Source organism: Ruegeria sp. AF3, from assembly GCF_056536285.1.
Map to the genome: position 1 here is coordinate 506,122 of NZ_JBQFJM010000001.1, position 26,852 is coordinate 532,973.

Below are 26,852 nucleotides of genomic sequence, written 5' to 3' on the forward strand. Positions count from 1 at the left end.
CTTATACGCGCGGGCCAGGTCAAGTGTCCGCATTAAACCGGACTTACATGACAAAATTTAACGAACTGAACCTGAACCCGAAGGTCCTCAAAGCCATTGAGGAAGCCGGATACGAAACCCCAACTCCGATCCAGGCAGGTGCGATTCCACCCGCATTGGAAGGGCGCGATGTTTTGGGCATTGCCCAGACTGGTACTGGCAAAACCGCCAGCTTTGTTCTGCCGATGATCACACTGTTGGCCCGCGGTCGCGCACGTGCACGTATGCCACGTTCGTTGGTTTTATGCCCCACGCGTGAGCTGGCAGCGCAGGTAGCGGAGAACTTCGACACATACACCAAGCACCTGAAACTGACCAAAGCACTGTTGATCGGCGGCGTCAGCTTCAAGGAACAGGATGCCCTGATCGACCGGGGCGTCGACGTTCTGATCGCCACGCCGGGCCGTCTTCTGGATCATTTCGAGCGCGGCAAACTGTTGCTGACCGGTGTTCAGATCATGGTGGTGGATGAGGCGGACCGGATGCTGGATATGGGGTTCATCCCCGATATCGAGCGCATCTTCTCACTGACACCATTCACCCGGCAGACCTTGTTCTTCTCAGCGACAATGGCATCCGAGATCGAGCGGATCACCGATACGTTCCTGTCGGCCCCTGCCCGGATCGAAGTGGCCCGCCAGGCCACCGCATCCGAAACCATCGAACAGAGCGTCGTCATGTTCAAAGGTGGGCGCCGTGACCGCGAGGCCAGCAACAAGCGCGGCCTTCTGCGCGCGCTGATCGATGCCGAAGGTGACAAATGCACCAACGCGATCATCTTCTGCAACCGCAAGACAGATGTGGATATCTGCGCCAAGTCGCTGAAGAAATACGGTTACGACGCCGCCGCCATCCATGGCGATCTGGACCAGTCGCAGCGGATGAAAACATTGGATGGATTCCGTGACGGGTCCTTGCGCCTGCTGGTCGCCTCAGACGTGGCGGCACGCGGCCTGGATGTGCCAGCCGTCAGCCATGTGTTCAATTTCGACGTCCCCGGCCACCCCGAGGACTATGTCCACCGCATTGGCCGCACCGGCCGCGCCGGCCGTGAAGGTAAAGCCATCACAATCTGTTCGGGACGCGATGAAAAGGCGCTGGATGCGATCGAGAAGCTGATCCAGAAAGACATCCCGCGCATAGACAACCCAGTTCAGGAAGAGCCCAAGCCCGAACAGCCGAAGCCCGAGAAAAAGGCCAAGGCCCCCGAAAGCATGAAAGAAGGTAAAAAATATCGCGAGCCGAAGGGGCACAGTCGTGGGCGCAAGGAAGGCACCGGCCAGACCGTCGTGGGCATGGGAGATCACCTGCCCAGCTTCATCGCGCTTAGCTTTGACGAACGTCGCGCCAGCTAGATTGTCAGCACAAGCGCTAAAATCGAGAACCCAAGCAACATCATCCCGGCGATCTCGCGCCGGGTGATCGTTTCTCGGAAGAATAGGATCGAAGCCATGAGGCTAAAGATCAGCTCTACCTGCCCCAGAGCTTTGACGTAAGCCGCATTCTGCAAGGTGAAGGCCCAGAACCAGCAAAACGAGCCACCGAGGCTGGTCAGGCCGACGAACACTCCGGTATTCCGCGTCTGCCAGACTGCACGCAGTTCTGCGCGGTCGCGCCACAGCAGCCATATCCCCATGCTGGTAAACTGGAATGTCACCACCGCTGCCAGTGTTACCAGCGCCCGGAACCACGCATCGATATCGCCCAGTTGCAGTGAAGCCCCACGATAGCTGACGGCGGAAAACGCAAACAAAACACCTGATCCAAGCCCCAATTGCGAAGCCCGATTGGTCAGATGGCGCCACCAGGGTCCGTCCCCTCCGGGTGTTTTTGACAACAAAAGCACAGCCATCAACCCCAACAGGATCGCAAACAATGCGCCGCGCGATACACTGTCCCCCAGGATCAAAAAGCCAACAATCGCGGTCTGGATCACTTCGGTTTTCTTGAAGGTAATCCCAACGGCGAAATTGCGTTGTTTGAACAGCGCTACCACGCAGATCGTAGCAAGGATTTGCGCTGTCCCGCCGATGACCGCGTAAAGCCAGAACAAACTGCTGAGCCGAGGCATGCTCGCCCCAGTTATCTGCAACGCAACACATAGCCCGATAACGGCCAACGGCATAGAATAGGCAAACCGCGCAAAAGTTGCACCTGCAGCAGACAGCTTCACGCTGGCCAGGGACTTTTGCAGCATGAAACGCACAGTCTGAAAACTGGCGGCGGCTATGGTGACAGGAATCCAGAGACTCATGCCACCCGTTGTGTCGTTAAATCAAGGCTTTGGCCAGAGAGGATGTGGCACAGGGTCTTTTGCGCGAACGAAATACTGCCGGAAGATCTGTGCATAGGACCGGTAAACATAAGCCTCATTGCAAGCCAAGTACCTGTCCTTTCCGTCCCGGTACAACGATGGCAGGCGATACCAAGGAGCGGCCGGATTCATATGATGAACGACGTGCAGATTATTGTTTAGAAACAGAAAAGCCAAAGGTCCGCGATCTTCGATGATTACCGTGCGGGCGCGGGATTTTTCATGTGCACGATGTTCAAGAAACGTTCGGATCTTCAAAAGCGACAACCCCAGATAGGCTGCGATCAGATAGGCCCAGACCGGCATGGCCGATTGCGCAACCACCCACAGCACCGCCGCCGCACCGGGCAAATGCAAAGCCCATCCTAGCAGGATCGCCCTGTCCCCGCGCATAAATCCACGCCATTCGTCCCGCATAAACAGAACCTGACCAAGAGCAGGACCCAGCACCATCCGCCCCAACAGCGTGTTGTTCAGGCTCAGGATCATCTTCGCCAGCCGCGGCAATCCCGACCAGATATGCGGATCCAGATAATTCGATTCCGGGTCGTCATAAGGGTCCGTCAGGGTGGCATCCTGATGATGCGCCAGATGCAGGTCCCGAAAGCGGCTATACGGAATGGCCAATGTCAACGGCAGTGCCATCAACGTCTCGTTCAGCCATTTGGCACGAAAGGGGTGCCCATGCAGGGCTTCATGCGTCAGTGACGAATGCAGAGCCGCAACGACACCCAGAGCCGGGACTGCCAACCACAAGGATGCAAGCGCCAACCAAAACAAACCGGCAAGCCATGCCGCATAACACAAGACAATCAGGAATAACGTGCCCCATTCGGGTGATTTGGGTGCAGTGGGATCAGCCATTTCGTCCCCACGAAATGTTCGCCCAGATTCTTTCGTAAATCACGTACATCGTCAGGCCGATGGCCGTGTTCACCAACGCCAGCGCCCCTCCTACAGCGGCCGAGCCTGTTGCCAACAAGCCCACCATTGTCATGATCGCCAACCCCATCGCATTCCAAACGATTGCTTTCACGACTGATCTTCGCCGCGTTTCCATTCCGAACCCCGTTCCTTTTTCTTACTCAAAAGCGTTACACCCGGACCCCAGTATTGGAAATTCTGAATATGATTAACAAAATTCAACAACTGTGATAAAAATCACGACATGCAGGAAAATATCGACAAGCGCGACCGCGCCTCCCAGTTTCGTCTCCGCCTAGCCCGCGCGATGGAAGAGCGCCATGTCAGCCAAAGTGCCCTTGCGCGCTATATTGGCGTTGACCGCTCGACCGTTTCCCAATTGCTGACAGATCATGGCGCTCGGTTGCCCAACGCACATATTGTTGGCGGATGCGCAGCGGCGCTTGGTGTATCGGCCGACTGGTTGCTGAGCCTTTCCGACAGGCCGGAAAGCGCGGCCGAGCTTCTGGCAAGCTCGCTGACCCTTACCGAGGCCCCCCGCGCCCTTGTCGATGAACGTATCTTCGAGTGGCATCAGGAGGCCGCCGGGTACAAAATCCGCTATGTCCCGGCCACCTTGCCCGACATGCTCAAGACGCGTGCGATACTGGAATGGGAATACGCCCCGCATCTGGGCCGGACCGCTGATCAAGCCATCGGCGCGTCGGCGGATCGTCTGACTTGGATGCGCAGCGCCCAGTCGGACTATGAGATCGCCATGCCGTTATTCGAAATCGAAAGCTTTGCAAACGGCACCGGGTATTATCAAGATCTCAGCCCAGAGGTTCGGCTGGAACAGATCGATCACCTGTTGGCGCTGTGCGAACAGCTCTATCCGCGGATGCGCATCTATCTGTTTGACGCAAAACGGCTTTATTCGGCACCGGTAACGATTTTCGGCCCGCTACTCTGTGTATTCTACGCAGGAAGTCATTATATGGCCTTCCGCGACCGGGATCGGATCGAGACATTCTCACGCCATTTCGACACGCTGGTACGTGAGGCCGAAGTGGCCGCCCGGGATTTTCCAAACCACCTGCGTTGCCTCAGAACGGCGGTTTCCCGCGACGGGTGATGCAGCAGCGCTCAACCTGTGCTATTTTACTATGGCGCGAACCATAAGGCATTCCGAACACAGACGGAGGAGCACAGGAATGGACGCAATTCAAACCGCTCAATACGCACGTGCACTTTTTGCCGCCCATGGAGACCAAGCCGAGGCCGAAGCCGCGAAAAAAATGCGCGACTGCGAAGCTGCCGGGAATCGGCAAGAGGCCCAGGACTGGCAGGCGGTCCGTCAGACCATCCGCCAGATCCGTGGTCCAAACCAGGGCTGAGTTACAGTTTCGGGTCCGGGTTGACCGTGTGACCATCCACCGCGATCACCTGACCTGAAACCAGACGTGCCGCATCCGAGGCAAGGAATACTGCCATATTGGCGACATCCTGCGCTTCGACGAAGCGCCCCATTGAGGTGCCAGAGGCATAGCCCTGATAGACCTCGTCACGGGTCATGCCCTTGGCTGCGGCTTCACGGGTCAGGACGCCTTCCATCCGAGGGCCTTCAACAGCGCCCGGACAAATGGCATTGGCACGAATGCCATAGGGCCCCAACTCCATGGCCAGCGTCTTCATCAACCCAATGACGGCCCATTTTGCCGACGCATAGGGCGCACGGAACGGGTAGCCATACTGCCCGGCTGTCGACGAGGTCAGAATGATACTGCCCGCCCGCGCCGATTTCATCAGCGGCGCTGCATGTTTTGCCGCCAGAAAAGCACCGTCCAGATTGACCGCGACACAAGCACGCCACGCGTCCAGATCAATATCCTCAATAGCATTTGTCGGGCCGGCAATACCGGCATTGGCGCAGAGCACATCCAACCCGCCCGTCGACCTAATGGCGTTAAATACCGCGCGCATGTCAGCCTCGTCCGCAACATCGGCTCGGTGCCCGGTCCAATGATCGGGCAAAGTATCCAACGCCGCCTGATCGATATCAGTAACTCGGACGTCATAGCCAACCGCATCAAACGCCTCGGCCATGGCCCGGCCGACGCCTGACGCGCCAGCCGTCACCAGAACCCGGCGCGTCATGAAGGCTTCCTGATCGCCGCGCCTGCGCCTTCGGGGTAAGGCAACCCGGCCTGAGCCTCGGCAACCCGCGTCATAGCTGCCTCAATTTCAGCAGATGGCGGGCTGGGGCGACGGGTTTCCAGACTGACATGCAGCAGAAAACTTTCGCCCGTGGCCAGCAGCTTGTCGCCCTCGTACATGCTGTGGAACACGTGCAGTTTCTTGCCTTGCCCCAACAGCATCTGCGTGCGCACGTCGATTTTTGCACCAGCATGAGCTTCATCTACATAACGAATGTGGTTCTCCGCCGTGAAATAGCTGCCACCCGAGGCGATGTAATCCGCATCGCATCCGATGATTTCCATGAACCGATCAGTGGCAGCGGCAAAGGCCTCCAGATATTTCGCTTCGTTCATGTGGCCGTTGTAATCCGTCCAGTCCAGAGGAACAGCCCGCGACAGGGTCAGGATGGGCTGGCTCAGATCCGCTTGATCCAGCGTCGGCAGCGCTCCGGGTTTCAACCGTGCATCATGTTGGTTCAGCACCGCACCCGCGCCGTAATTCTGCGCCTTGAGGGCCCGCATCATACCGACAAGGTTGTTATCGCGAATGCGCTCCAGCTCTCGGATCGAATGCATCCCGGATTGTGCGTCAGATTGATTGGCGATCAAATCGACCAGTTCGTCAGTGAACTCGGGAACATCCATCAACTTGGTCCAAGGCCATTTCAAGGCAGGCCCGAACTGCGCCATGAAATGCCGCATCCCCGCCTCGCCCCCGGCCACGCGGTAGGTTTCGAACAGACCCATCTGCGCCCAGCGGATGCCGAAACCCATACGGATGGCCTCGTCAATTTCTTCGGTTGTCGCGATGCCATCCTTGACCAGCCAAAGCGCCTCGCGCCAGACAGCTTCCAGGAACCGGTCGGCGATATGCGCATCGATCTCTTTCCGGACATGCAACGGGAAGAACCCAAGCGATTTCAACAGGTCCTGGGCCTGTTCGATCATCTCGGGCGGGTTCTTGTCCGTTGGTACAAGCTCGATCAAAGGCAGCAGGTAAACCGGGTTGAAGGGGTGCGTCACCACGATCTGCTCGGGGCGCAGCGCTCCGTCCTGAAGTTCGGACGGCTTGAACCCGCTGGTCGAGGATCCAATGATCGCGCCCGGATCGCAAGCCTCCTGCAAGCCTTTGTAAACCTTCAGTTTCAGATCCAGACGCTCCGGTACGCTCTCCTGTATCCAACGCGCACCCTTAACCGCTTCGGCCATGTCGCTGTGAAAGCTCAGCGCACCCTCGGCTGGCAACGGAACGTCACTCAGCCCCGGCAAGGACCGTCTTGCGTTGTCCAACACCTCGCCAATCTTGCGTTCCGCCTCGGGATCAGGGTCAAACACCCGCACATCCCAGCCATTGAGCAGGAACCGCGCAGCCCATCCGCCGCCGATAACTCCACCACCAATAATTGCCGCCGTTTTCATGATTCCCCACCTACTGGCTGCGCATGTTTCATCTTTTTAAAAATACTCCGGGGGCTTGGGGGCTGGCCCCCAAAAACCCGCGTGTCCATTATTTTGCAACAGGTGCCTGCTTGGTCAGCCCCAGCTTCGCACGGACTTCGTCAGGGCCGATCACACGCGCGCCCATATTCTCGATGATGGATCCTGCACGTTCCACCAGTTGCCAGTTCTCGGCCATTACGCCCTTATCCAGCCACAGGTTGTCCTCAAGCCCAACGCGCACATTGCCGCCCGCCAGAACCGAAGCCGCGACAAACGGCATCTCGTTCCGTCCCAGTGAAAACGCGCTGAAGGTCCAGTCATCCGGCACGTTGTTCACCATCGCCATAAAGGTATTCAGATCATCCGGCGCGCCCCACGGTACCCCCATGCACAGCTGGACCAAAGCGTTTGGTGCCAGAACCCCTTCCTTCACCAGTTGCTTTGCAAACCACAGGTGGCCAGTGTCAAAGGCTTCGATCTCGGGTTTGACACCCAGGTCGGTCATCATTTTGCCCATGGCGCGCAATGCACCAGGCGTATTCGTCATAACATAATCAGCCTCGGCAAAGTTCATTGTGCCGCAGTCTAGGGTGCATATCTCGGGCAAACATTCGGCAATATGCGCCACACGTTCGGATGCTCCGACCATGTCCGTGCCCGCGGCCACGGGAAACGGGTTTTCAACACCGCCGAACACGATGTCGCCGCCCATGCCGGCCGTCAGATTCAATACGACGTCCACATCAGCGTCGCGGATGCGGTCTGTCACCTCGCGATACAGATCCAATCGGCGGCTTGGCACACCGGTCTCGGGGTCGCGCACGTGGCAGTGTACCACTGCCGCACCGGCCTTGGCGGCAGCGATTGCGCTGTCGGCGATCTGCTGTGGTGACCGCGGCACATGCGGGCTGCGGTCCTGCGTCCCGCCCGAGCCGGTTACGGCACAGGTAATAAAGACTTCGCGGTTCATTTCCAGAGGCATGGTGTTTTCCCCAAGTTATACCCGGTTCTGCCTTGGGTTTTCCCCAGGCTTTTCCCCGGATTCCGATTTGCGTTCTGACCCGACTCTGGCGCAGCTTTGGGAAAACCACTTGGCAATATGCGAATCAAACTTGATGAAATCCGCAAAAAACATACTGCAACCGGAACACCGCGCCCTGAAAACCGCGGTGCTTGTGCTGGACGAATGCAACACGCTCAGCTTTGCCTCTGCGGTGGACCCGATGCGGGCCGCGAACCGTCTGGCGGACCGCCCGGCCTTTGACTGGGACTATGTGACCGCATCGCCAGAACCCGCGGTGCTGACTAGCGCGTTGCAAGTGCCTGGTATTCCACTGGCCCGGTTGCAATCCTGCGACCTGATGATCGTGGTCGCCGGGTTCCAACTGGCCCGACACGCCACCCCCAGCCTGCTGGCTGGTCTGCGGCGCATCGCGGGCACAGGCGCAACGATGGCAGGCATTGATGGCGGCCCGTGGCTCCTGGCCGAGGCCGGGCTACTGGATGGCCATCTGGCAACAACCCACTGGGAAGACCTAGAAAATTTCGCCACGCGGTTTCCCGAAGTTGATGTGCGCACCGACCGCTTCGCCGTTTCGGGCAATCGACTGACTTCGGGTGGCGCAATTCCGGCTGTCGAGATGATGCTGCACATCATCGCCGCCCGTCATGGCGCAAGTTTCGCCGCGCGCGTTGCGGGCTTGTTCCTTTACGATGGTGCTCCGGACCCTGGAAAACCGCAAAGCCGCACAGGCGCACCCCATCGCCACACAGCACTGACCGCCAAGGCCAACTCGATGATGCAGGCGTCACTGGATGATCCTCTGCCGCTGGCCTTTATCGCAGACCGCCTGGGCACCAGCCCACGGACGCTGCAACAACAGTTCCGACTGCGCCTGAACACGACGCCGCAGGACCACTATCTGCAGCTGCGCCTGGCCGAGGCCCGCCGTCTGGTCACCGACACCGACATGCCACTGATGGATGTGGCGCTCGCCACCGGCTTTGCATCGCAATCCAGCTTTGCCCGCGCTTTCCGCACCGCCCACGGTCAATCGGCCCGCGACCTGAGACACGAACGCGCGCATCCCACCCATCACTGACCGGATCCTTCTTCATCTGGCCAAAAATATCCCGGGGGCGTCGCCAAAGGCGACGGGGGCAGAGCCCCTAAAACGGCATCGGGTGCGCCCGATGTGCCCTGCTGATCTCGGCCAACACATCCTTGGATAATTCAAGATCCACGCCCGCCAGAATATGATCCAGCTGCGCGACGGTCGTGGCTCCGAAGATAGCCGACATCATGAAAGGGCGCGTCCGGCACCACGCCAGCGCCATATGCACCGGATCCAGACCATGCCGTGCGGCGATGTCCAGATAAGCTGCAACCGCCTCGAAAACACGACCGGATTTCCGGCCTCCCATCTCAGGCACAAAGGACATACGCGATCCGTCGGGAACGCAGTCATTTTGGTACTTTCCGGTCAGAAAGCCTGCTGCCAAAGGGGAAAACGCCATCAGCCCAACATCTTCATGCACACTCAACTCACCCAGGTCGGTGTCAAAATGGCGGCACAGCAATGAATACTCGTTCTGCACCGATGCCACGCGCGGCGCCCCCATCTGGTCGGCCAGCCGCAGCCATTGCGCGGTTCCCCAAGCACTTTCATTCGACAGGCCAAAGGCACGGATATTGCCCTTGTCCACCTGAGCCTGCAGTGCCTCAAGGCATTCCTGCATGTTGCTCAGCACTTCGTCTGTGTATTCGCCAGACGGCGCATAATCCCAATTCTGCCGAAACATATAGCTGCCCCGATTGGGCCAGTGGAACTGGTAGAGGTCGATGTACCCGGTCTGCAATCGTCGCAAAGACCCCTCAATCGCTTCGGGTATGGTGCGGGCGGTGATCGGCGCACCATCACGGACAAAGGACAGCCCCGCGCCGGAATGCTTGGTCGCCAGAACATAATCACCCCGGCGGGTAGGATTAGCGGCATTCCAGTTTCCCAAAATCTCTTCGGTGCGCCCGATCGTTTCCTTCGCGACAGGGTTCACCGGGTACATTTCGGCCGCGTCGACAAAGTTGATCCCCGCGTCCAGCGCCATATCCATCTGCCGGTGCGCATCCGTTTCAGATGTTTGAGAGCCAAATGTCATCGTGCCAAGGCACAGATCACTCACCATAATTCCGGTACGGCCCAAAGGCTTCTTCTGCATCGTCGTATCTCCTGAAAATTGCGGGCCGGTCAGGCTTCGGCCTTTTTTTCCCACCGCCCGGACTCCTCCGACCAGTACTGTGCGGAACATCCGGCATCCGTCAGCGCTTTCCACTGCCCGCGCGCGTGTTGTACAGCCATGTCGTCATTGCCATCGAACAGGATACAAACCCGTTCCAGCGCGGCGACTTCTTCCACCTCGACCGGCGCTCCATCCACGGCCATGATGCAGGTCGCGCCATTTCCCGCCACGGCGCTGGTGGTCAGCAGGATCGGCTGGTCCGCGTCATGCGGACCGCCTGCGCGACCATGGGGCACGAACCCGTCCTCGGGTCCCAGCCACAGTTTTTCGTCCAACCAATCCATCCGTGCAGGGTCAGTACCCCGCACGGCTATCCGCCACCCGGCTTGCTGCGCCTTGTCCAGCAGCGCAGGCAAGGTGTGCTCCAGCGGCTGGCGGGTCAGGTGGTAGAAATAGACAGCGCCCATATGCTTACTCGAAATTGTCCTGCACAAACCGGCTCAGTGCGCGCACACCCCAGCCGGTGGCGCCTTTGGGCGCATAAGATGTCTCGTCGGCAACCGAGGCGACCCCCGCGATATCCAGGTGAATCCACGGCGTTTCCTCTTTCACGAAACGCTGCAGGAATTGCGCGGCGGTGACTGAACCCGCGGGACGACCGCCCACGTTTTTCATGTCGGCAATGCGCGATTTCAGCAACTTGTCATAGGCATCGCCCAATGGCATCCGCCAGGCGCCTTCATCCTCGGTCTTGGCTGATTTCAGGAAGGCATCGCAGAATGTGTCATTGTTCGAAAAGACACCAGCATTCTCATGGCCCAACCCGATAATGATCGCACCGGTCAAAGTTGCCAGATCGATCATGCCGACCGGCTTGAACCGTTCCTGCGCGTACCACATCACGTCACACAGAACCAGGCGGCCCTCGGCGTCGGTGTTGATAATCTCGACCGTATCACCTTTCATAGACCTGACCACATCACCCGGACGGGTGGCGTTACCCGAGGGCATATTTTCGACCAGACCAACCAGCCCCACGACATTGGCTTTTGCCTTGCGCTTGGCCAGCGCGCGCATGGCGCCCGCAACAACTCCGGCTCCGCCCATGTCCATGGTCATCTCTTCCATGCCAGCAGCTGGTTTGAGCGAGATACCACCCGTGTCGAACACTACGCCTTTTCCGACCAAAGCCAGAGGCGCGTCGTCCTTGGCCCCGCCATTCCACTGCATCACCACCACTTTCGAAGGGCTGTCCGAGCCCTGCCCGACGCTTAGCAATGTGCGCATTCCCAACTCGGCCAGCTTGTCTTCGTCCAGCACTTCGACCTCAAGACCCAGCTCCTGCATCTCAACCAGACGGTCCGCGAATTCGGTAGTGGTCAAAACATTTGCCGGTTCATTGGTCAGATCGCGCGTCATCCGAACGCCATCAGCAATTGCATAGAGAGGTGCAAAATCTGCCTCGATCTCTGCAGGCTTTGCGTGGCTGATTGTCACTGTACCGGCCTTCTGGCTTTCCTTGGTTTTATGCGCGTCGAATTCATAGCTGCGCAGAACAATCCCCAGTGCCAGATCCTCGGCCCGCGCCTGATTGCCCACCATCACCAGCATTTCCTTGCCGCCTGCCAGCTTAGCCAGCGCCGCACCTGCCTTGCGGGCTTCGGCGGCCTCGGGGCGACGTGGCAGAACCAGAACATCCAGCGCCTCAGCCGCCATCCCTGTGGGCCATGCCATCGAGATGACATCACCTGTCTTGGACTTTCTGAAACTCTCGCTTTCAACAAGCCGCGCCAACCCGCCCTTTGTCAGACGGTTCGCCTTGCGGGCTGCCGGGCCCATCTTACCGTCATCCGGAATGATGATGGCGACGCGCCCTCCGGCCTGCGCCATAGCCTCCAGGTCAAACTCCTGAAAACGCATCGGTATCAGACTGCTCATTGTACACTCCTCGAATTCTGTTCCCCAAGACCTAGCCCGCAGGGCACGCGTTGACCAGATAGCAGTTTTCCCCGCCTTTCAATTGCATTAAGGTCCCGAAAAAATGACCGGCAGGTTCGGGGGAGAAAGACGTGGTACGAGAGGGCAGGCATACGCCGTCGCGCACAGCATTGCGCAGGCGCGATATCGGCCCGAACCCTCGCACTACAGGCACTGCGGGGTCGTGCCTATGATCCTGGACCGTTATTTCGCTCGCCGGTTCCTGCAAAGCTTCATGGTCATCGGAGGTATTTTCCTGACCCTGATGATTCTCATCGATCTGATCGAACAGATTCGCCGCTTTGACGATTTCGACCTGTCATTTGCCCAGTTGCTGCACCTTACGCTGCTGAATACACCAGCCGCGATCAGCGAAATGCTGCCTCTGCTGGTTATCCTGTCCACCATCGCCTTGTTCGTCGGGCTGGCACGCACATCAGAACTTGTGGTGACCCGTGCAACTGGCCGCTCGGGCATCCGCGCTTTGGTCGCCCCTGTCTTGTTGTCGCTGATCATCGGCGCGCTGGCCGTTGCATTGTTGAACCCCATCGCAGCGGCCACATCCGAAGAGTTCCGCCGCCTGTCGGATTCATACCGAAACAACGGCAGTTCGGCCCTTTCGATCAGCAGCGAGGGCCTGTGGCTGCGCCAGTCCGCCGAAAACGGACAGGCCGTTATCCACGCCCGGTCAACGTCGAACCAAGACAAGCTGCGGCTGGACGGTGTAACCGTCATCACCTTTGGGCGGGATGGCAAACCGACCCAGCAGATCGTTGCAAACCGGGCCGAGTTGGAAGACGGGAACTGGGTTCTGTATCAGGCAAAAACCTGGGCCTTGCAGGATGGGCAAAACCCCGAATCTAATTCAGTTGTGCACGAGCGTCTGGAGCTGCCGACCTCGCTGACCCGACAGCGGATCATGGATACGTTTGGGCAACAGGATTCGGTTTCTGTTTATGACCTGCCCCAGTTGATCAGCGACCTGCGCGAGGCGGGATTTTCGACCAAACAATATGAGGTTTGGCTGCAGGTACAGCTGGCCCGGCCTTTCTTTCTGATCTCGATGGTTCTGATCGGGGCCGCGTTTACCATGCGCCACGTTCGGTTCGGCGGCACAGGGATCGCCGTCCTGACAGCCGTTCTGCTTGGATTTGCCATCTATTTCGTGCGCAATTTCGCGCAAATCCTCGGGGAAAACGGACAATTGCCCATCTATATCGCTGCCTGGGCACCGCCCTTTGCCGCAATTCTGCTGTCTCTTGGTCTGCTACTGCATGCGGAGGACGGCTGATGCGGCATATCGTTCCTGTATTGCTTACAAGTGCACTGGCTTTGTCCGTCCCGGCGGGAACTGCAGCACAGACATCCCAAGGCCAGCCACAACCACAGGGCACACAAGCGCAGCAAGAGCCCGCCTTGCTGGTGGCCGACAAGGTATTCATCACGCCTGAGCGCAAACTTGTGGCTGAAGGCAATGTCGAAGCCTTTCAGGGCGACACCAAGTTGTCCGCCCATCGTATCACGTATGACCGCGAGACTGGCGAGCTGATACTGGAAGGCCCCATTCGTATCGATCAGGGTGGTCAGACCACGCTGCTGGCGGATTCAGGGCAACTGGACAGCGGAATTCAGAACGGACTGCTGATCGGTGCACGCATGGTGTTTGAACAGCAGGTACAGATCGCCTCGGTTCAGGCGAAACGGGCCGCAGGACGTTATACACAATTCAGCAAGGTTTCAGCCACATCCTGTCATGTCTGCACCGACGGCAGGCCGCCTCTGTGGCAGATCAGGGCGCGCAAAGTCACGCATGATCAACTGGAACGGCAACTATATTTTGAAGGCGCGCAGCTTCGGGTCCTGGATTATCCGGTATTCTACTTTCCCTATTTGCGCTTGCCCGACCCAACGCTAGAGAGGGCAACCGGCTTTCTGGTTCCTTCGATCCGCAGCACCTCGCAATTGGGCACTGGCGTTCAGGTTCCGTATTTCTTCAAACTTGGCGATCACAAGGACCTGACACTTACGCCTTACATCTCAGCCAAGACGACAACTCTGGGATACCGCTATCGTCAGGCCTTTGTGAACGGACGCATTCAGGTGGAAGGCGCTTATACACGGGATGATGTGCAACCCGATCAGGATCGCGGCTACCTGTTTGCCACCGGCTGGTTCAATCTGAAGAACGATTTCCGTCTGACCTTCAATCTGGAAACTACATCCGACGATGCCTATCTGGCCGATTACGGCTTGCCGGATCTGGACCGCTTGCGCAGCGAAATCGCACTGGAGCGGATCAAGCGCGATAGTGCGTTCAAAACCGGCCTGATCTACTACAAAACACTACGGGACAGCGAAAATCAGGACGAAATCCCGTCCCGCGTCTTCGACCTCAACTATGAAAAACGCTATTTTCCCAGCACGCTGGGGGGCGAGGTTCGGCTGGCTTTCATCGGTCATGCGCATGAACGTACCAGCGACACAGATGTTGTTGGTCGCGACATGGCACGGGCCACCTTCGATGCCGAATGGCTACGCAGCTGGACTTTCTCATCGGGATTGCGGGTCGATACCACGCTGGGGGCGTCGGTTGACACTTTCAACATTCGCCACGACAGCAATTATCCCGACAACGTGACCCGATCTACGCCGCGCGCGGCTTTGACACTCCGTTATCCGATGACCCGGCGCGAGGAATCGGGGGCTGTTCAGTTCCTCGAACCGATTGCGCAGTTCGGATGGACACATGTATCGGACACCGATGTTCCGAATGATGAAAGCACTTTTCAGGAATTCGATCAGGGCAACCTTCTGTCCCTCTCGCGGTTCCCTGCTGAAGATCAGCGCGAGAACAGTGCCACTGGTGTGGTTGGCCTGAACTGGGCCCGGTATGGCGCGGGTGGCTGGCAGGCCCAGGCGACTGTGGGCCAAGTGTTTCGGGCCGACGCCGATCCAAACTTCACACTGACATCGGGATTGCAGGGCACATCGTCGGATTTGCTGGTGGCCGGGCAGATCAGCACGGCCAATGGCTGGTCACTTGCCGGGCGTGGTCTGATCGACGGGGATTTCAGCTTTGTCAAAGCCGAGCTGCGCGGCGCTTGGGCATCCGAATATGCCGGCCTGTCTGGCAGCTATATCTGGCAGGAACCGGACCCGGCGGAAAACATCACCGAAGAAATCTCGGAAATTCTGCTGCTCGGGCGTTACCAGGTCGATCAGAACTGGCTGACAAATGCCCTGGCGCGCTACGATCTGGCCGAGTCGGAACCGATCCGGCTGGGTCTGGGCGTGACCTACCAGAACGAATGTGTTCAGGTTAACATGTCCGTAAGTCGGCGCTTTACTTCAACATCCACTATTGAGCCTTCGACAGAATTCGGCTTTACCCTTTCTCTGACAGGGTACGCCCTTGAAGGCGGTGGCAAGACATACAAGAGAACATGCAGTTGATATCAGGTTTCTCCAGGTTTCTCCGTTCCGGTTGGCTTAAGCCGGTCACACCGGCACTAGTTGCCGCAGTTTTTGCAATCGCGCCTCTTCAGGGCGGCGCGCAAAGCCTGTTCTCACCCGCGATCCGCGTCAATCAGGACATTGTCACCTGGTATGAGCTTGAACAGCGCTTGCAATTCCTGAATGTTCTGGGCCTGCCCGGTGGTAGCGAAGCTGACGTCAGGGATGCCTTGATTGATGAAAAACTGCGCAGGCAGGTCATGCGTGATGCCGGCGTGCAAGCGACGCCCGAGGCCGTTCAACTGGGCATCGACGAATTCGCCTCGCGCGGACAATTGTCATCCGAACAATTCCTAAAACTTCTCGGCGACGCGGGCGTCGACCCGGAAACGGTCCGGGATTATGTCGCCGATCAACTGGCATGGCGCGACTATATCAGTTCGCGCTATCTGTCGCAGGCCCGCCCGACCGAGGATGAGATCGATCGCGCTCTGGGCCAGACGGGCGGTGGCGGATTGCAGGTCCTGCTGTCCGAAATCATCATCCCGGTAAACCCGCAAACGGTTGCCCAGACCGAGCTGTTGGCCGAAGAAATCTCGCGGCTGGAAGGGCAAGACGCTTTTTCTGCCGCCGCGGCTCAGTATTCCGCAGCCGCAACACGGGGTCAGGGTGGACGTCTGGACTGGTTGAATATCTCGAACCTGCCCCCGGCGCTTCAACCTGTCATCCTGGGGCTTCAGACCGGTGAGATTACCGACCCGATCACCTTGCCGAACGCTGTTGCCCTGTTTCAGATGCGTGGCTTGCGCGAAGTCGCAACCGGCGCTCCGCGCATTTCAAAGTTGGATTATGCCGCCTATTACCTGCCAGGCGGGCGCAGCGCCGAAACCCTTTCGCGGGCCGCGAAGCTGAAAGAAGAAATCGACACTTGTGATGATCTCTATGGCATTGCCAAGGATCAGCCCGCCGAAGTTCTGGACCGGGTCGAAGCCGCGCCTTCCGAGGTGCCCGGTGATATTGCCGTGGAATTGGCCAAGCTGGACCGGAACGAAGCATCGGCGAATCTGACTCGCAACAATGGTCAGACGCTTGTGTTCCTGATGCTGTGCAACCGCACGCGGGATCTGGGCGAAGACACCTCTCGGGGCGATGTCGCCAATGCGCTGGCGCAGCAACGTCTTCAGGCCTTTGCGGCCAGTCTGGTGGAACAGCTGCGGGCTGACGCTGTCATTACTCAGGAATGACACGCCCCGTCGCGCTCAGCTGCGGCGAACCGGCCGGTATCGGCCCGGAAATCGCGGCCAAGGCGTGGGCTGAACTGCGCGATGCCTGCCCGTTTTTCTATATCGGGGACGCCAGCCACCTGCCCGCAGGCACTCCGGTTGCCAAAATCGAACATCCCAGTCAGGTCGCTGAAATCTGTGATCGGGCCCTGCCCGTTCTTCAGATGGACTTTCCCGCCCCTAACGTATTCGGCCAGCCAAACCCGGCCAACGCGCCGTCGGTGGTTGATGCCATCGAAACCGGCGCCGAACTGGTACAGACCGGTGAGGCCGCAGTGCTTTGCACTGCACCGATCAACAAGAAAGCCCTGATCGACGGCGCAGGCTTCACCTTTCCTGGCCATACCGAGTTTCTGGCAGCCCTTTCCGGAACCCGTCGGGTTGTCATGATGCTGGCCAGCGAGAGGTTGCGCGTCGTTCCCGCGACAATTCACATTCCATTGTCACAGGTTCCCGCGGCACTTACCCCTGATCTTCTGCGCGAGACGATTGAAATCACTGTACGCGGTTTGCGTGATCAGTTCGGGCTCACACATCCCCGCATCGCAGTTGCAGGTCTGAACCCACATGCAGGTGAAGGCGGTAAGATGGGCACAGAGGAACTCGACTGGATTGCTCCGATGCTGGCTGATCTGAACCCAGAGGGCGCAACCATCACCGGCCCCCATCCTGCGGATACTCTGTTTCACGCCGCTGCCCGCACCCGCTATGACGCCGCCATCGCCATGTATCATGATCAGGCTCTGATCCCGATCAAGACGCTGGATTTCGACCGGGGCGTGAATGTTACCCTTGGCTTGCCTTTCATCCGCACCTCACCCGACCACGGAACAGCACTGGACATCGCGGGGAAAGGCATCGCCAACCCCTCCAGCCTGATCGAAGCCCTGAAACTTGCCCGGCGCATGGTAAAAAGCTCTTGATCCTTCACCTGGCTGAAAATATCCCCGCCGGAGGCACAAAAATCTCGGGCGCAGCCCCTTTCACAGGCGCCAAGGTATTCCGATCATGAGCGCTATAGACACGCTTCCCCCTCTGCGCGAGGTCATCGCAACCCACCAGCTTTCAGCGCGCAAATCGCTGGGGCAGAACTTTCTGCTGGATCTGAACCTGACCGCTAAGATCGCCCGACAGGCTGGCGATTTGTCAGAATGCGATGTGCTTGAAATCGGCCCCGGTCCCGGTGGGTTGACGCGGGGCCTGCTGTCCGAAGGCGCGCGCAAGGTCGTGGCCGTTGAAAAAGACACCCGGTGCATTGCCGCCCTGAACGACATCGCGGCCGCGTATCCGGGTCGGCTTGAGGTGATCAACGGCGACGCCCTGGAAATAAACCCGCTTGAATACCTGTCACCGCCAATCCGCGTCGCAGCCAACCTGCCCTACAATGTCGGCACCGAGCTGCTGGTGCGTTGGCTGACACCGCCCGAATGGCCCCCATTCTGGCAGAGCCTGACGCTGATGTTCCAACGCGAAGTGGCCGAGCGTATCGTCGCCCAACCTGGCAGCAAAGCTTATGGACGCCTTGCCATCCTCGCTCAATGGCGGGCAGAGGCACGTATCGCCATGTCGCTTCCCCCCGGGGCCTTCACCCCGCCGCCCAAGGTTTCAAGCGCCGTGGTCCACCTGACCGCCCTGCCCGAACCACGCTTTCCCGCCGATGCCGCCACCCTGTCACGTATCGTGGCCGCCGCCTTCAACCAACGCCGCAAGATGCTGCGCGCCTCACTCAAAGGCATTGCCCCGGATATCGAAGACCGTCTGCTGGCTGCTGGTATCAAGCCCACGGACCGTGCCGAACAAATCCCGCTTGAAGCGTTCTGCGCTTTGGCGCGCGAAGTTAAGAAAACCTGATCAAACAAAAAAGCCCCGAGTTTGACCTCGGGGCTTGGTTCATTGGGCGTCAGCTTTACTCAGCCGCCTCTGGAGCATCCCCGGTGTTGGCGGGTGCTTCCTCTTTTGCCTCGGGTGCAGCTTTGGGCTTCCGCGTGCGCGGTTTACGCGCGGGTTTTTCTTTGAGCGGTGCCTCTTCCGGTGCCTCAGCTACCGGGGTTTCTTTGTTTTCCGGTGTTTCTACCAAGCCGCTATCGGGCTCTGAAACTTGCTGAGACAGGTCCATCAAATCAGGCTGCGGTGCTTCGGCCGGATCAGCCTGACGGGTCGCTTCGCGTTCCTGACGTTCGGCACGTTCACGATCGCGCTCAGCCTGGCGTTCGCGGTTCTGGCGCTCCTGCTCTTCACGGCGCGCATCCATTTCGCGCTGCGCCTCGCTCAGCATCCGCAGATAATGTTCTGCGTGTTGCTGGAAGTTTTCTGCCGCCACGCGGTCATTCGACAGCTGAGCGTCACGTGCCAACTGGTTGTACTTGTCAATAATCTGCTGCGGCGTGCCACGAACCTTGCCTTCGGGACCCGAGCTGTCAAAAACCCGGTTTACCACGTTGCCGCCAGAAGGACGATTGCGGTTATTCTTGGCCCGCGAACGGGGTTTGGAAGATCTCATCTTACTTACGTCAGCCTTATCAATGCGCTGTCGCTCAACCCGTGTTTTGCACTGCTCTAAGGCGTTTGCCGTGACGGGAAGTCGACTTTTTGGGCTTGGCGTCAGGGGTGCGCTGCAACAGCGTCAACCTCGCCGACTAATCCTGAGTAAACATGTCCTGACGGCGCAGACAAGAGGAATCTCGGGTTTTCACAAGCTTTTTTGTTCGGGTTGGCGTTTTTTGCCGCAAACCCGCCACTCAACCCGGCATTCTTGCGCCGACAACGCGGTCGCGACCGTCCAGATCAGGGATGATCCGAACATCCACCAACCCGGCAGCGTCGAACAGGGCTGATACTTTTGCCGCCTGCGTCGGACCGATTTCGACAAGAATTCGCCCGCCCGGCAACAGAAAATCCGGGGTCGCAGCCGCGATCCGACGATACGCTCCCAACCCGTCCCCCTCATCCGTCAGAGCCATGCGCGGCTCATGCTCGCGCACTTCGGGCGACAGCTCTTCCATCTCAGACACTGAGATATATGGAGGGTTGGAAACAATCAGGTCGAATTGACCATTAATGTCTTCAAACCAGTTTGATCGAAGAATCTCAATCCGCGCCTCTACCTGATGCTGAACCGCATTGGCACTGGCTTGCAGGCAGGCGGCTTCGCTCAGATCGACACCCACGCCCGTGGAACTGCTGCGTTCGGCCAGAAGGGTTATCAGGATACACCCCGAGCCCAGCCCCAGGTCGAGGACATGATCAAATGGTTCGCTCAACGCCGCTTCGATCAGGGTTTCTGTTTCCGGGCGCGGATCAAGGACATCCCGGCTGACGCGAAACCTGCGGCCGTAAAACTCCCGCTCACCCAACAGATGCGATACCGGAACCCGAACGGCACGCAAGGAGATCAGCTGGTCATAACGCTCGGCGATTTCGGGCTGCAATTCTTCCGGGGCAATCAGTGTCACCCGGCTGGCTTCAATCCGTGCAGCGTGGGCCAGCAACAGACGCGCGTCGCGCGCCGGATCGTCCACACCGGCCGCACGCAGGCGCGCTGTCGCTGCTACCATGGCCTGTGCCGCTGTTTGCAGACCCGTCATTGTGCCATCTCGGCCATCAGCCGGGCCTGATCGTCTGCCGTCAGCGCATCAATCACCTCGTCCAGATCGCCCTGCATCACCTGATCCAGCTTATATAGCGTCAGGTTGATCCGATGGTCGGTCATGCGCCCCTGCGGGAAGTTATAAGTACGAATGCGTTCCGAGCGATCCCCCGAGCCCACCTGACTGGCGCGATCTGCCGACCGTTCGCTGTCAATCCGCTGCCGTTCCAGATCATATAAGCGCGTCTTCAGAACCTGCATGGCGATCTCGCGGTTGCGATGCTGGGACTTCTCGGAACTCGTCACCACCAATCCCGTCGGAAGATGCGTGATCCGCACCGCCGAGTCGGTCGTGTTCACGTGCTGTCCGCCCGCGCCCGAGCTTCGCATCGTATCGATTCGGATATCATTGGCGTCGATCTGGATGTCTACATCCTCGGCCTCGGGCAGAACCGCCACAGTCGCCGCCGAGGTGTGAATGCGCCCGCCGCTTTCGGTTTCGGGCACGCGTTGCACCCGATGGACGCCGGATTCGTACTTCAGGCGCGCAAAGACATTGTCGCCTTTGATATGGGCGACCACTTCCTTGATGCCGCCCAGATCCGAGGCCTGTTCTTCGATAATCTCGAATTTCCAGCCACGCGCCTCGGCGTAACGCTGATACATGCGCAACAGGTCGCTTGCGAACAAAGCGGCCTCGTCCCCGCCGGTGCCGGGGCGGATTTCCAGCATCGCCGGACGGGCATCCGCCGCGTCCTTTGGCAACAATGCCAGTTGGAGCGCGTTTTCCGCCTTGGGGATGCGGGCCTGCAACTCGGGGATCTCCTCCTCGGCAAGCTCTTTCATGTCCGGGTCAGTCAGCATCGCCTGCGCCTCGGCCAGATCTCCCACCAGCTGTCGCCAGGCCATGATCTGATCGACGACAGGCTTGAGGTCGGAATATTCTTTGGCCAGCGCCGCTATGTCACCACCCGACGCGCCATCGGCCATGGCTGCCTCGAGGTACTGGAAACGCTGGGTGATCTGTTCAAGACGTTCTTCGGGGATCATCCCGGCGGTGTCTCTCATCCGGGGGCTTTGGTCAAGGGCAACGTCATGCTAAGCTTGCGGCCATGAAACGGGTTTTAATTACTCTGCTGCTGACAACGACGCCTGCATTCGCCGATTACATCGGCCCTGATGGCAAGACGCGGGATTGCTATTGCACTGACACATCCGGGTCTCGCATCGAACTGGGTGAGATGATCTGCCTTCAGGTCGACGGACGCATGTTCACGGCGCAATGCCAGATGTCCCTGAACGTTCCCATGTGGCGTGAGGTTCAGGAGGGGTGTTTGTCGTCTGGGTTACACTCGGACTGGCCAAATTTGGATACACCGCCAGATGGTGACAACGCTCTCTGAGCGCTACAAGTCTTCCCACTAGCTCAAATTGTATGCCCTGCGTTGGAACAGTCTGAGTGCGACTGTTAGCAAAGTAAGTGGTACGGCGGCCAACGCTGCAAAGCCAAATATATTGGGAAGGCAAAAGTTCTCACCAAGTATGACAGTTACCCCGGCCTGAACCGAAGCAATTATCAAGGTCAGCAAGACAAACACAGCAACATTGGTTAATGGCGATGCCCAATACAGAAAGGGTCTTGGTTCAAAGCCAAGTGCTTTCAATCGTTCAAGATCAGAATCAATTCTTATGTGCTGCTTAACACCGGCCTGCTCAATTTCAGCCAATGCATTATGGAACTTTTGCTCATAGTCATTCATACGTCCAATTTAGGAACTTTCCCCTTGATTTCAATCTATTGAAGTGCAGTCAACCACCCATCGACTCGCGCTCTGTTAACCCCGAAATCCTTGCGGCCAAATCGCAGGCGCCCATGAATGCGCAGGGTGTCACCATCCTGCTGAACCGTGGTGTAGTCGGGAAAGCCGATCCATTTCGTGCGGGTGATATAGGTGATCATACCCTCACTGACCGAACCTGCCAAAACCGTGGTGCGCGACGTGGCTTGGGCAATCTCGTCAAGACGCTGCAACCCGTCGGAGCCGGTTTCGACAACGCGCACCACACCACCGGGCAAATCCTGATTTTCGGTTGCAACAAAAGCGACGTGCCACCGCGTAGGGTCGGACGGTGCCAGGCGGACATAGCCGCCCGCCCCAACCACAAGCGCAATCACTGCCCCCAAAGCCACCTTTTTCATCCCGTTCTATCCTTTTTGGTGAACCCTAAGCGGAACAAAACCGGCGGCAAGACATTCCACCGCGTCTTACCGCGACGTCACACCCGGCAGGATACACAGCATCTCGTAGATCAGGTTGGCCGCTGTCAGTGCAGTGTTGCCCGATGGATCATAAGGGGGTGAAACCTCGACCAGATCACATCCCACCACGTTTACCCCATGCAGGGCATGGATCAGTTGCAGCGCTTGCGGTGTCGTCAGACCTGCGATTTCCGGCGTGCCGGTGCCCGGAGCAAACGCGGGATCAAGGCTGTCGATGTCATACGAGATGTAAACCGGGTGGTCCCCGATGATCTTGCGAACCTGCGATCCGATTTGGGTCAGGTTCTGCTGCCACAGCTCCCAGGCCGGGAACTGGCGGAAGCCCCAGTCCTTGGCTTCGGTGAAGTCCGAGGCGGCATAACCCGAGCCCCGAATGCCGATCTGGAACGTCTTGTCGGGAACAATCAGCCCCTCTTCATAGGCGCGGCGGAAGACGGTACCGTGGGTTTCACGCTCACCGAACATCTCGTCATTCACATCGGCATGGGCGTCCACATGCACCAGTGCCACGGGCCCGTGTTTTGCCTTGATGGCTCGCAGGATCGGCAGGGTGATCGAATGATCGCCCCCCATGGCCACCGGGATCACGCCTTTCGCCAATATGGCGTCATAGCTTTCCTTGATGATCCTGAGGCTGTCTGCCAGCGAGAAGGTGTTGATCGCCAGATCCCCAATATCGGCTATCTGCAAACTGTCGAACGGGGCCGCTCTGGTGGCCATGTTATAGGGCCGGATCATCGCGCTTTCGCCGCGGATTTGCTTGGGGCCAAAGCGCGTGCCCGACCGCCACGACGTGCCGATATCCATCGGCACCCCCAGCACCGCCACATCCAGCCCCTCAAGCGAGGAGGCCTGCGGCAGGCGCATGAATGTGTTCGGCCCGGAAAACCGAGCCAGATCATTCCCGCTAATTGGTTGGTTGAATTCGGTCATGCGCGTAATAGTCCCGCCCCTGTTCGTCTTGTGATCCAGCACATACCTTAAGCATGGCTAACTGTTGGTTAACGTGAACCCATGCGGGTTTACCCTTCTGCTTTTTCCAGCTTGTTCCACCCCAACAGGCAAATGATCTGAGTCGCCACATGGGCCCCAGCAATCGCTGTCGCACCTGAGGTGTCAAAGGGCGGCGATACTTCGACCACGTCCCCGCCCTTGATATTGATCCCGGCAATGTCGCGCAGGATGATCTGTGCCTGAATCGAGCTTAACCCACCCCAGACCGGCGTGCCCGTACCAGGGGCAAAGGCCGGGTCAAGACCGTCAATGTCGAAGCTGAGGTAAACGGGGCTGTCACCAAGAATGTCTTTGATCTTTTGCGCCACTGCAGCAGGCCCCGATTCATAAACCTCACGCGCATCGATGATGTTCACGCCCAGCGTATCCTCATTCGTCGTGCGAATACCCACCTGGACCGAGCGTTTCGGATCGACAATGCCCGACTTTACAGCCTTGTAGAACATTGTCCCGTGATCCACGCGGGACATATCGTCATCGACCCATGTGTCGGTATGCGCATCGAATTGCAGCAGGGACATTGGCCCGAATTTCTCGGCATAAGCCTTGAGGATCGGAAAGCTGATATAGTGGTCGCCACCCAACGCGACCGACGCTACGTCAGCGGTCAGAATGGTCCGGATGTGGTCGGTCAGCGTGTCGGGAAAGGCCGGTATATTGGCATAATCATAAGCCATATCGCCATAGTCCACGATCGCCAGTTCACTCAGCGCATCAAAGGGCCAGCCATAGGGCGCATCAGGCGACTGAAGCGCACTGGCCTCTCGGATCGCCCTAGGGCCAAGGCGCGTGCCGGGCCGGTTCGTAACCGCCTGATCAAACGGCACGCCGGTTACGGCGATGTCCACACCCTTCAGGTTCTTGGTGTAAAGCCGCCGAAGAAAAGACGTCGCGCCGCCGAACGTATTTTCATAAGACAACCCCTTGAGGTCCGGATTGGTGAATGCCTCATCCACTTGGTTTCTTGCGTCTTCCAGTGCCATGTCTTCCGTAGTCCCTTTCCCGAACCTTTATCAGCTCAACGGCTGCGCTTTTTCCACGATCCGCGCGAAAAACGACGCGCCCACCGGTGCGATTTCGTCGTTAAAGTTGTATTTCGGATGATGCAGCCCCGCGCCTTCACCCTGCCCGAGGAACAGATAAGCACCGGGGCGCTTTTGCAGCATGTACGAAAAATCCTCGGCCCCCATCTCGCGCCCGGTATTGCCGGTGACCCGGTCATCTCCGGATATTTCTCGCGCCACTTCGGTCGCAAAACCCGCCTTTTCGGCATCATTGATGGTGGCAGGGTAATCGACATTGTATTCCAAACGCGCCTCGACCCCATAGGATTTGGCCTGCCCCTCGACAATCTCGGCCATGCGTCGCATCACCATCTGCTGCACGTTCGGATCGAATGTTCGAACGGTGCCGTTGATATAGGCCGTATCCGGGATCACGTTGTTGACCGTGCCTGTGTGAATTTGCGTGACCGAAACGACAAGATCATCCAGCGCATAGTGGTTGCGACTGACAATGGTCTGAATGGCCTGCGCAATCCCACAGGCCGCCATAACCGGATCACGGGTTTCATGCGGCATCGCACCGTGGCCGCCGACACCCTGAATATGCACTTCGAACGTATCGACAGCCGCCATGATCGGCCCCGGCGTGGTATAGAATGTCCCTTCGGCAAATCCCGGCGCGTTGTGCAGCGCGTAGACCTGCGAGATGTCGAACCGGTCCATGATGCCTTCTTCGACCATCACGCCAGCACCACCGCCATCTTCCTCGGCGGGTTGAAAGATCAGCGCCACGCGACCGCTGAAATTTCGCGTCTCGGCCAGATAACGGGCCGCGCCCAGTAACATCGTGGTATGCCCGTCATGACCGCAGGCATGCATCTTTCCGGGGTTCTGAGAGGCGTAGTCAACGCCTGTTTCTTCGGTAATTGGCAACGCATCCATATCGGCGCGCAGGCCAATCGTCGGCCCGTCGCCCTGCCCGTTTATGATCGCGACCATCCCGGTCTTTGCGAGCCCCTCATGCAACTCATCGACCCCGAACTCACGCAGACGTTCCGCCACAAAGGCCGCAGTTTCATGGCATTCGAATTCCAACTCTGGGATGGTATGCAGATACTGGCGCCATCTGGTCATGTCGGCAGAGAAATCGGCAATTCGGTTGACGACGGGCATCTGGGGTGGACTCCTGATCGGGACTGCGGAATGGATGCATCTGACACCGGAATGAAAGGGTTCGCAATGGCTGAAAATCCTCTGATCCATGACAGCGATGCAGGTATCGAACGGCTGCTGGAAATCATGCGCCGCCTGCGCGATCCGCAATCCGGCTGCCCGTGGGATATCGAACAGGATTTCGCGACCATCGCCCCCTATACGATCGAAGAGGCCTATGAGGTCGCTGACGCCATCGAACGCGAAGCCTTTGACGAGCTTAAGGGCGAACTGGGGGATTTACTGTTTCAATCCGTGTTTCACGCCCAAATGGCAGAAGAAGCAGGACATTTCACCTTTCAGGACGTCGTACGCACCATGTCAGACAAGATGGTCAGCCGCCATCCGCATGTGTTTGGCGATGAATCCCGCGACAAGTCGGCTAACCAGCAAATCAAAGATTGGGAGGCCATCAAAGCCGCCGAGCGGGCGGGCAAGGAACAGAAAGGTGCGCTGGACGGTGTGGCCGCAAACCTGCCCGCACTGCTGCGCGCGCATAAGCTCCAAAAACGTGCCGCTCGGGTGGGGTTCGACTGGCCTGACGCCAGCCATGTTCTGGCCAAGATCACCGAAGAAGCCGCCGAACTGGAAGAGGCGCGTGACAAAATGGATGCTGACGCGCTGGAAGACGAATTCGGCGATCTGCTGTTCGTGATGGTCAATCTGGGTCGTCATCTTGGCATCGAACCCGAAGCCGCCCTGCGTCGCACCAATGCCAAGTTCACCCGTCGCTTTGAAAAGGTCGAAGCCCGGCTGGCCGAACGGGGCAAGACCCCCTCGCAAAGCGATCTGGCCGAGATGGATGCGCTGTGGGACGAGGTTAAAACGGAAGAGCATCGCGCGAATGGCAAACTCCCGCCGGTGGATACACTGGCCGCGACCAGAAACGGGTAGACAAGCGATCCGACACT

General features: G+C 58.5%; 28 protein-coding genes. 11 read left to right on the plus strand and 17 right to left on the minus strand.

Translation table 11 applies throughout. The annotated features are described in order from the left end of the window. Positions 1-47 precede the first annotated feature (47 nt). Positions 48-1,394, plus strand: coding sequence for a DEAD/DEAH box helicase (locus ACR3FC_RS02490; protein WP_480473160.1), 1,347 nt, complete (start codon positions 48-50; stop codon positions 1,392-1,394). On the opposite strand, the gene ACR3FC_RS02495 is transcribed toward ACR3FC_RS02490, so the two are convergent. From ACR3FC_RS02495 to ACR3FC_RS02505, 3 genes are read right to left on the minus strand one after another with little or no spacing between them, the layout of a single operon-like run. Next, entirely contained in the window at positions 1,391-2,293 is a 903-nt protein-coding gene (locus tag ACR3FC_RS02495) for an EamA family transporter (protein ID WP_480473162.1), read from the minus strand. The genes ACR3FC_RS02490 and ACR3FC_RS02495 overlap by 4 nt on opposite strands. A 21-nt stretch (positions 2,294-2,314) precedes the next feature. Continuing rightward, positions 2,315-3,217 (minus strand): fatty acid desaturase, encoded by a 903-nt coding sequence (locus tag ACR3FC_RS02500; RefSeq protein ID WP_480473164.1) that lies wholly within the window; start codon positions 3,215-3,217, stop codon positions 2,315-2,317. Then, complete coding sequence (locus ACR3FC_RS02505; RefSeq protein ID WP_267366130.1) at positions 3,210-3,413, minus strand: DUF2061 domain-containing protein; 204 nt, start codon at positions 3,411-3,413, stop codon at positions 3,210-3,212. Before ACR3FC_RS02505 ends, ACR3FC_RS02500 begins: the two co-directional genes overlap by 8 nt. Before the next feature lie 108 nt (positions 3,414-3,521). Here ACR3FC_RS02505 and ACR3FC_RS02510 point away from each other — a divergent pair, with 108 nt between their 5' ends. Continuing rightward, positions 3,522-4,391, plus strand: coding sequence for a helix-turn-helix domain-containing protein (locus ACR3FC_RS02510; protein WP_480473166.1), 870 nt, complete (start codon positions 3,522-3,524; stop codon positions 4,389-4,391). Between the two features lie 79 nt (positions 4,392-4,470). Next, the gene (locus tag ACR3FC_RS02515) at positions 4,471-4,653 is read left to right on the plus strand and encodes a hypothetical protein (RefSeq protein ID WP_480473168.1); all 183 of its coding nucleotides are present in this window, start codon (positions 4,471-4,473) and stop codon (positions 4,651-4,653) included. Position 4,654: 1 nt separating this feature from the next. Here ACR3FC_RS02515 and ACR3FC_RS02520 read toward each other — a convergent pair whose 3' ends face one another. The 3 genes from ACR3FC_RS02520 to bcoG all read right to left on the minus strand — a co-directional run bounded on the left by ACR3FC_RS02520 (position 4,655) and on the right by bcoG (position 7,876). Continuing rightward, positions 4,655-5,413, minus strand: a complete 759-nt coding sequence (locus tag ACR3FC_RS02520) for an SDR family oxidoreductase (protein ID WP_480473170.1) — start codon at positions 5,411-5,413, stop codon at positions 4,655-4,657. Continuing rightward, positions 5,410-6,876, minus strand: coding sequence for a carnitine 3-dehydrogenase (locus ACR3FC_RS02525; RefSeq protein WP_480476763.1), 1,467 nt, complete (start codon positions 6,874-6,876; stop codon positions 5,410-5,412). The genes ACR3FC_RS02520 and ACR3FC_RS02525 overlap by 4 nt, the downstream gene beginning before the upstream one ends. Before the next feature lie 85 nt (positions 6,877-6,961). Further along, positions 6,962-7,876, minus strand: a complete 915-nt coding sequence (gene bcoG, locus ACR3FC_RS02530; protein ID WP_480473172.1) for a 3-dehydrocarnitine:acetyl-CoA trimethylamine transferase BcoG — start codon at positions 7,874-7,876, stop codon at positions 6,962-6,964. Between the two features lie 133 nt (positions 7,877-8,009). Between bcoG and ACR3FC_RS02535 the strand changes: the two genes are divergently transcribed. Then, complete coding sequence (locus ACR3FC_RS02535) at positions 8,010-8,996, plus strand: GlxA family transcriptional regulator (RefSeq protein ID WP_480473174.1); 987 nt, start codon at positions 8,010-8,012, stop codon at positions 8,994-8,996. A 67-nt stretch (positions 8,997-9,063) separates the two neighbouring features. Here the strand turns inward: ACR3FC_RS02535 and ACR3FC_RS02540 are convergent, their stop codons facing one another. The 3 genes from ACR3FC_RS02540 to ACR3FC_RS02550 are packed head-to-tail and all read right to left on the minus strand — an operon-like array spanning position 9,064 to position 12,069. After that, positions 9,064-10,110, minus strand: coding sequence for an aldo/keto reductase (locus tag ACR3FC_RS02540; protein ID WP_480473176.1), 1,047 nt, complete (start codon positions 10,108-10,110; stop codon positions 9,064-9,066). A 29-nt stretch (positions 10,111-10,139) separates the two neighbouring features. Continuing rightward, a complete protein-coding gene (locus ACR3FC_RS02545; RefSeq protein WP_480473178.1) occupies positions 10,140-10,598 on the minus strand; it encodes a DNA polymerase III subunit chi in 459 nt (152 codons plus the stop codon). A gap of 4 nt (positions 10,599-10,602) precedes the next feature. After that, a complete protein-coding gene (locus tag ACR3FC_RS02550) occupies positions 10,603-12,069 on the minus strand; it encodes a leucyl aminopeptidase (protein ID WP_480473180.1) in 1,467 nt (488 codons plus the stop codon). A 229-nt stretch (positions 12,070-12,298) separates the two neighbouring features. Here ACR3FC_RS02550 and lptG point away from each other — a divergent pair, with 229 nt between their 5' ends. The 5 genes from lptG to rsmA all read left to right on the plus strand — a co-directional run bounded on the left by lptG (position 12,299) and on the right by rsmA (position 18,695). Next, positions 12,299-13,399, plus strand: coding sequence for an LPS export ABC transporter permease LptG (gene lptG / locus ACR3FC_RS02555; RefSeq protein WP_480473182.1), 1,101 nt, complete (start codon positions 12,299-12,301; stop codon positions 13,397-13,399). Next, positions 13,399-15,561 (plus strand): LPS-assembly protein LptD, encoded by a 2,163-nt coding sequence (locus tag ACR3FC_RS02560; RefSeq protein WP_480473184.1) that lies wholly within the window; start codon positions 13,399-13,401, stop codon positions 15,559-15,561. The genes lptG and ACR3FC_RS02560 overlap by 1 nt, the downstream gene beginning before the upstream one ends. Then, positions 15,552-16,805, plus strand: coding sequence for a peptidylprolyl isomerase (locus ACR3FC_RS02565; protein ID WP_480473186.1), 1,254 nt, complete (start codon positions 15,552-15,554; stop codon positions 16,803-16,805). The genes ACR3FC_RS02560 and ACR3FC_RS02565 overlap by 10 nt, the downstream gene beginning before the upstream one ends. Beyond that, entirely contained in the window at positions 16,802-17,767 is a 966-nt protein-coding gene (pdxA, locus tag ACR3FC_RS02570; RefSeq protein WP_480473188.1) for a 4-hydroxythreonine-4-phosphate dehydrogenase PdxA, read from the plus strand. Before ACR3FC_RS02565 ends, pdxA begins: the two co-directional genes overlap by 4 nt. Positions 17,768-17,852: 85 nt before the next feature. Beyond that, a complete protein-coding gene (rsmA, locus tag ACR3FC_RS02575) occupies positions 17,853-18,695 on the plus strand; it encodes a 16S rRNA (adenine(1518)-N(6)/adenine(1519)-N(6))-dimethyltransferase RsmA (protein ID WP_480473190.1) in 843 nt (280 codons plus the stop codon). Positions 18,696-18,750: 55 nt separating this feature from the next. On the opposite strand, the gene ACR3FC_RS02580 is transcribed toward rsmA, so the two are convergent. From ACR3FC_RS02580 to prfA, 3 genes are all read right to left on the minus strand, one after another. Continuing rightward, on the minus strand, positions 18,751-19,344 hold the full coding sequence (locus ACR3FC_RS02580) for a DUF4167 domain-containing protein (protein ID WP_480473192.1): 594 nt from the start codon (positions 19,342-19,344) through the stop codon (positions 18,751-18,753). Between the two features lie 238 nt (positions 19,345-19,582). After that, positions 19,583-20,428: a peptide chain release factor N(5)-glutamine methyltransferase gene (prmC, locus tag ACR3FC_RS02585; protein ID WP_480473195.1), complete on the minus strand. Its 846-nt coding sequence runs from the start codon at positions 20,426-20,428 to the stop codon at positions 19,583-19,585. After that, positions 20,425-21,480, minus strand: coding sequence for a peptide chain release factor 1 (gene prfA / locus ACR3FC_RS02590; protein WP_480476765.1), 1,056 nt, complete (start codon positions 21,478-21,480; stop codon positions 20,425-20,427). Before prfA ends, prmC begins: the two co-directional genes overlap by 4 nt. Before the next feature lie 62 nt (positions 21,481-21,542). Between prfA and ACR3FC_RS02595 the strand changes: the two genes are divergently transcribed. Then, positions 21,543-21,833, plus strand: coding sequence for a hypothetical protein (locus ACR3FC_RS02595; protein ID WP_480473197.1), 291 nt, complete (start codon positions 21,543-21,545; stop codon positions 21,831-21,833). An 18-nt stretch (positions 21,834-21,851) separates the two neighbouring features. On the opposite strand, the gene ACR3FC_RS02600 is transcribed toward ACR3FC_RS02595, so the two are convergent. The 5 genes from ACR3FC_RS02600 to ACR3FC_RS02620 all read right to left on the minus strand — a co-directional run bounded on the left by ACR3FC_RS02600 (position 21,852) and on the right by ACR3FC_RS02620 (position 25,902). Continuing rightward, positions 21,852-22,190, minus strand: a complete 339-nt coding sequence (locus ACR3FC_RS02600; protein ID WP_480473199.1) for a DUF6404 family protein — start codon at positions 22,188-22,190, stop codon at positions 21,852-21,854. A gap of 35 nt (positions 22,191-22,225) precedes the next feature. Beyond that, positions 22,226-22,630 (minus strand): DUF1499 domain-containing protein, encoded by a 405-nt coding sequence (locus ACR3FC_RS02605; protein WP_480473201.1) that lies wholly within the window; start codon positions 22,628-22,630, stop codon positions 22,226-22,228. 66 nt (positions 22,631-22,696) lie between these two features. After that, the gene (gene speB / locus ACR3FC_RS02610; protein WP_480473203.1) at positions 22,697-23,644 is read right to left on the minus strand and encodes an agmatinase; all 948 of its coding nucleotides are present in this window, start codon (positions 23,642-23,644) and stop codon (positions 22,697-22,699) included. A gap of 89 nt (positions 23,645-23,733) precedes the next feature. Further along, positions 23,734-24,708, minus strand: coding sequence for an agmatinase (gene speB / locus ACR3FC_RS02615; protein ID WP_480473205.1), 975 nt, complete (start codon positions 24,706-24,708; stop codon positions 23,734-23,736). A gap of 30 nt (positions 24,709-24,738) precedes the next feature. Further along, positions 24,739-25,902, minus strand: coding sequence for a M20 aminoacylase family protein (locus tag ACR3FC_RS02620; RefSeq protein WP_480473207.1), 1,164 nt, complete (start codon positions 25,900-25,902; stop codon positions 24,739-24,741). Between the two features lie 66 nt (positions 25,903-25,968). On the opposite strand from ACR3FC_RS02620, the gene mazG reads away from it, so the two are divergent. After that, entirely contained in the window at positions 25,969-26,835 is an 867-nt protein-coding gene (gene mazG, locus ACR3FC_RS02625) for a nucleoside triphosphate pyrophosphohydrolase (RefSeq protein ID WP_480476767.1), read from the plus strand. The last annotated feature ends 17 nt before the right edge of the window (positions 26,836-26,852 follow it).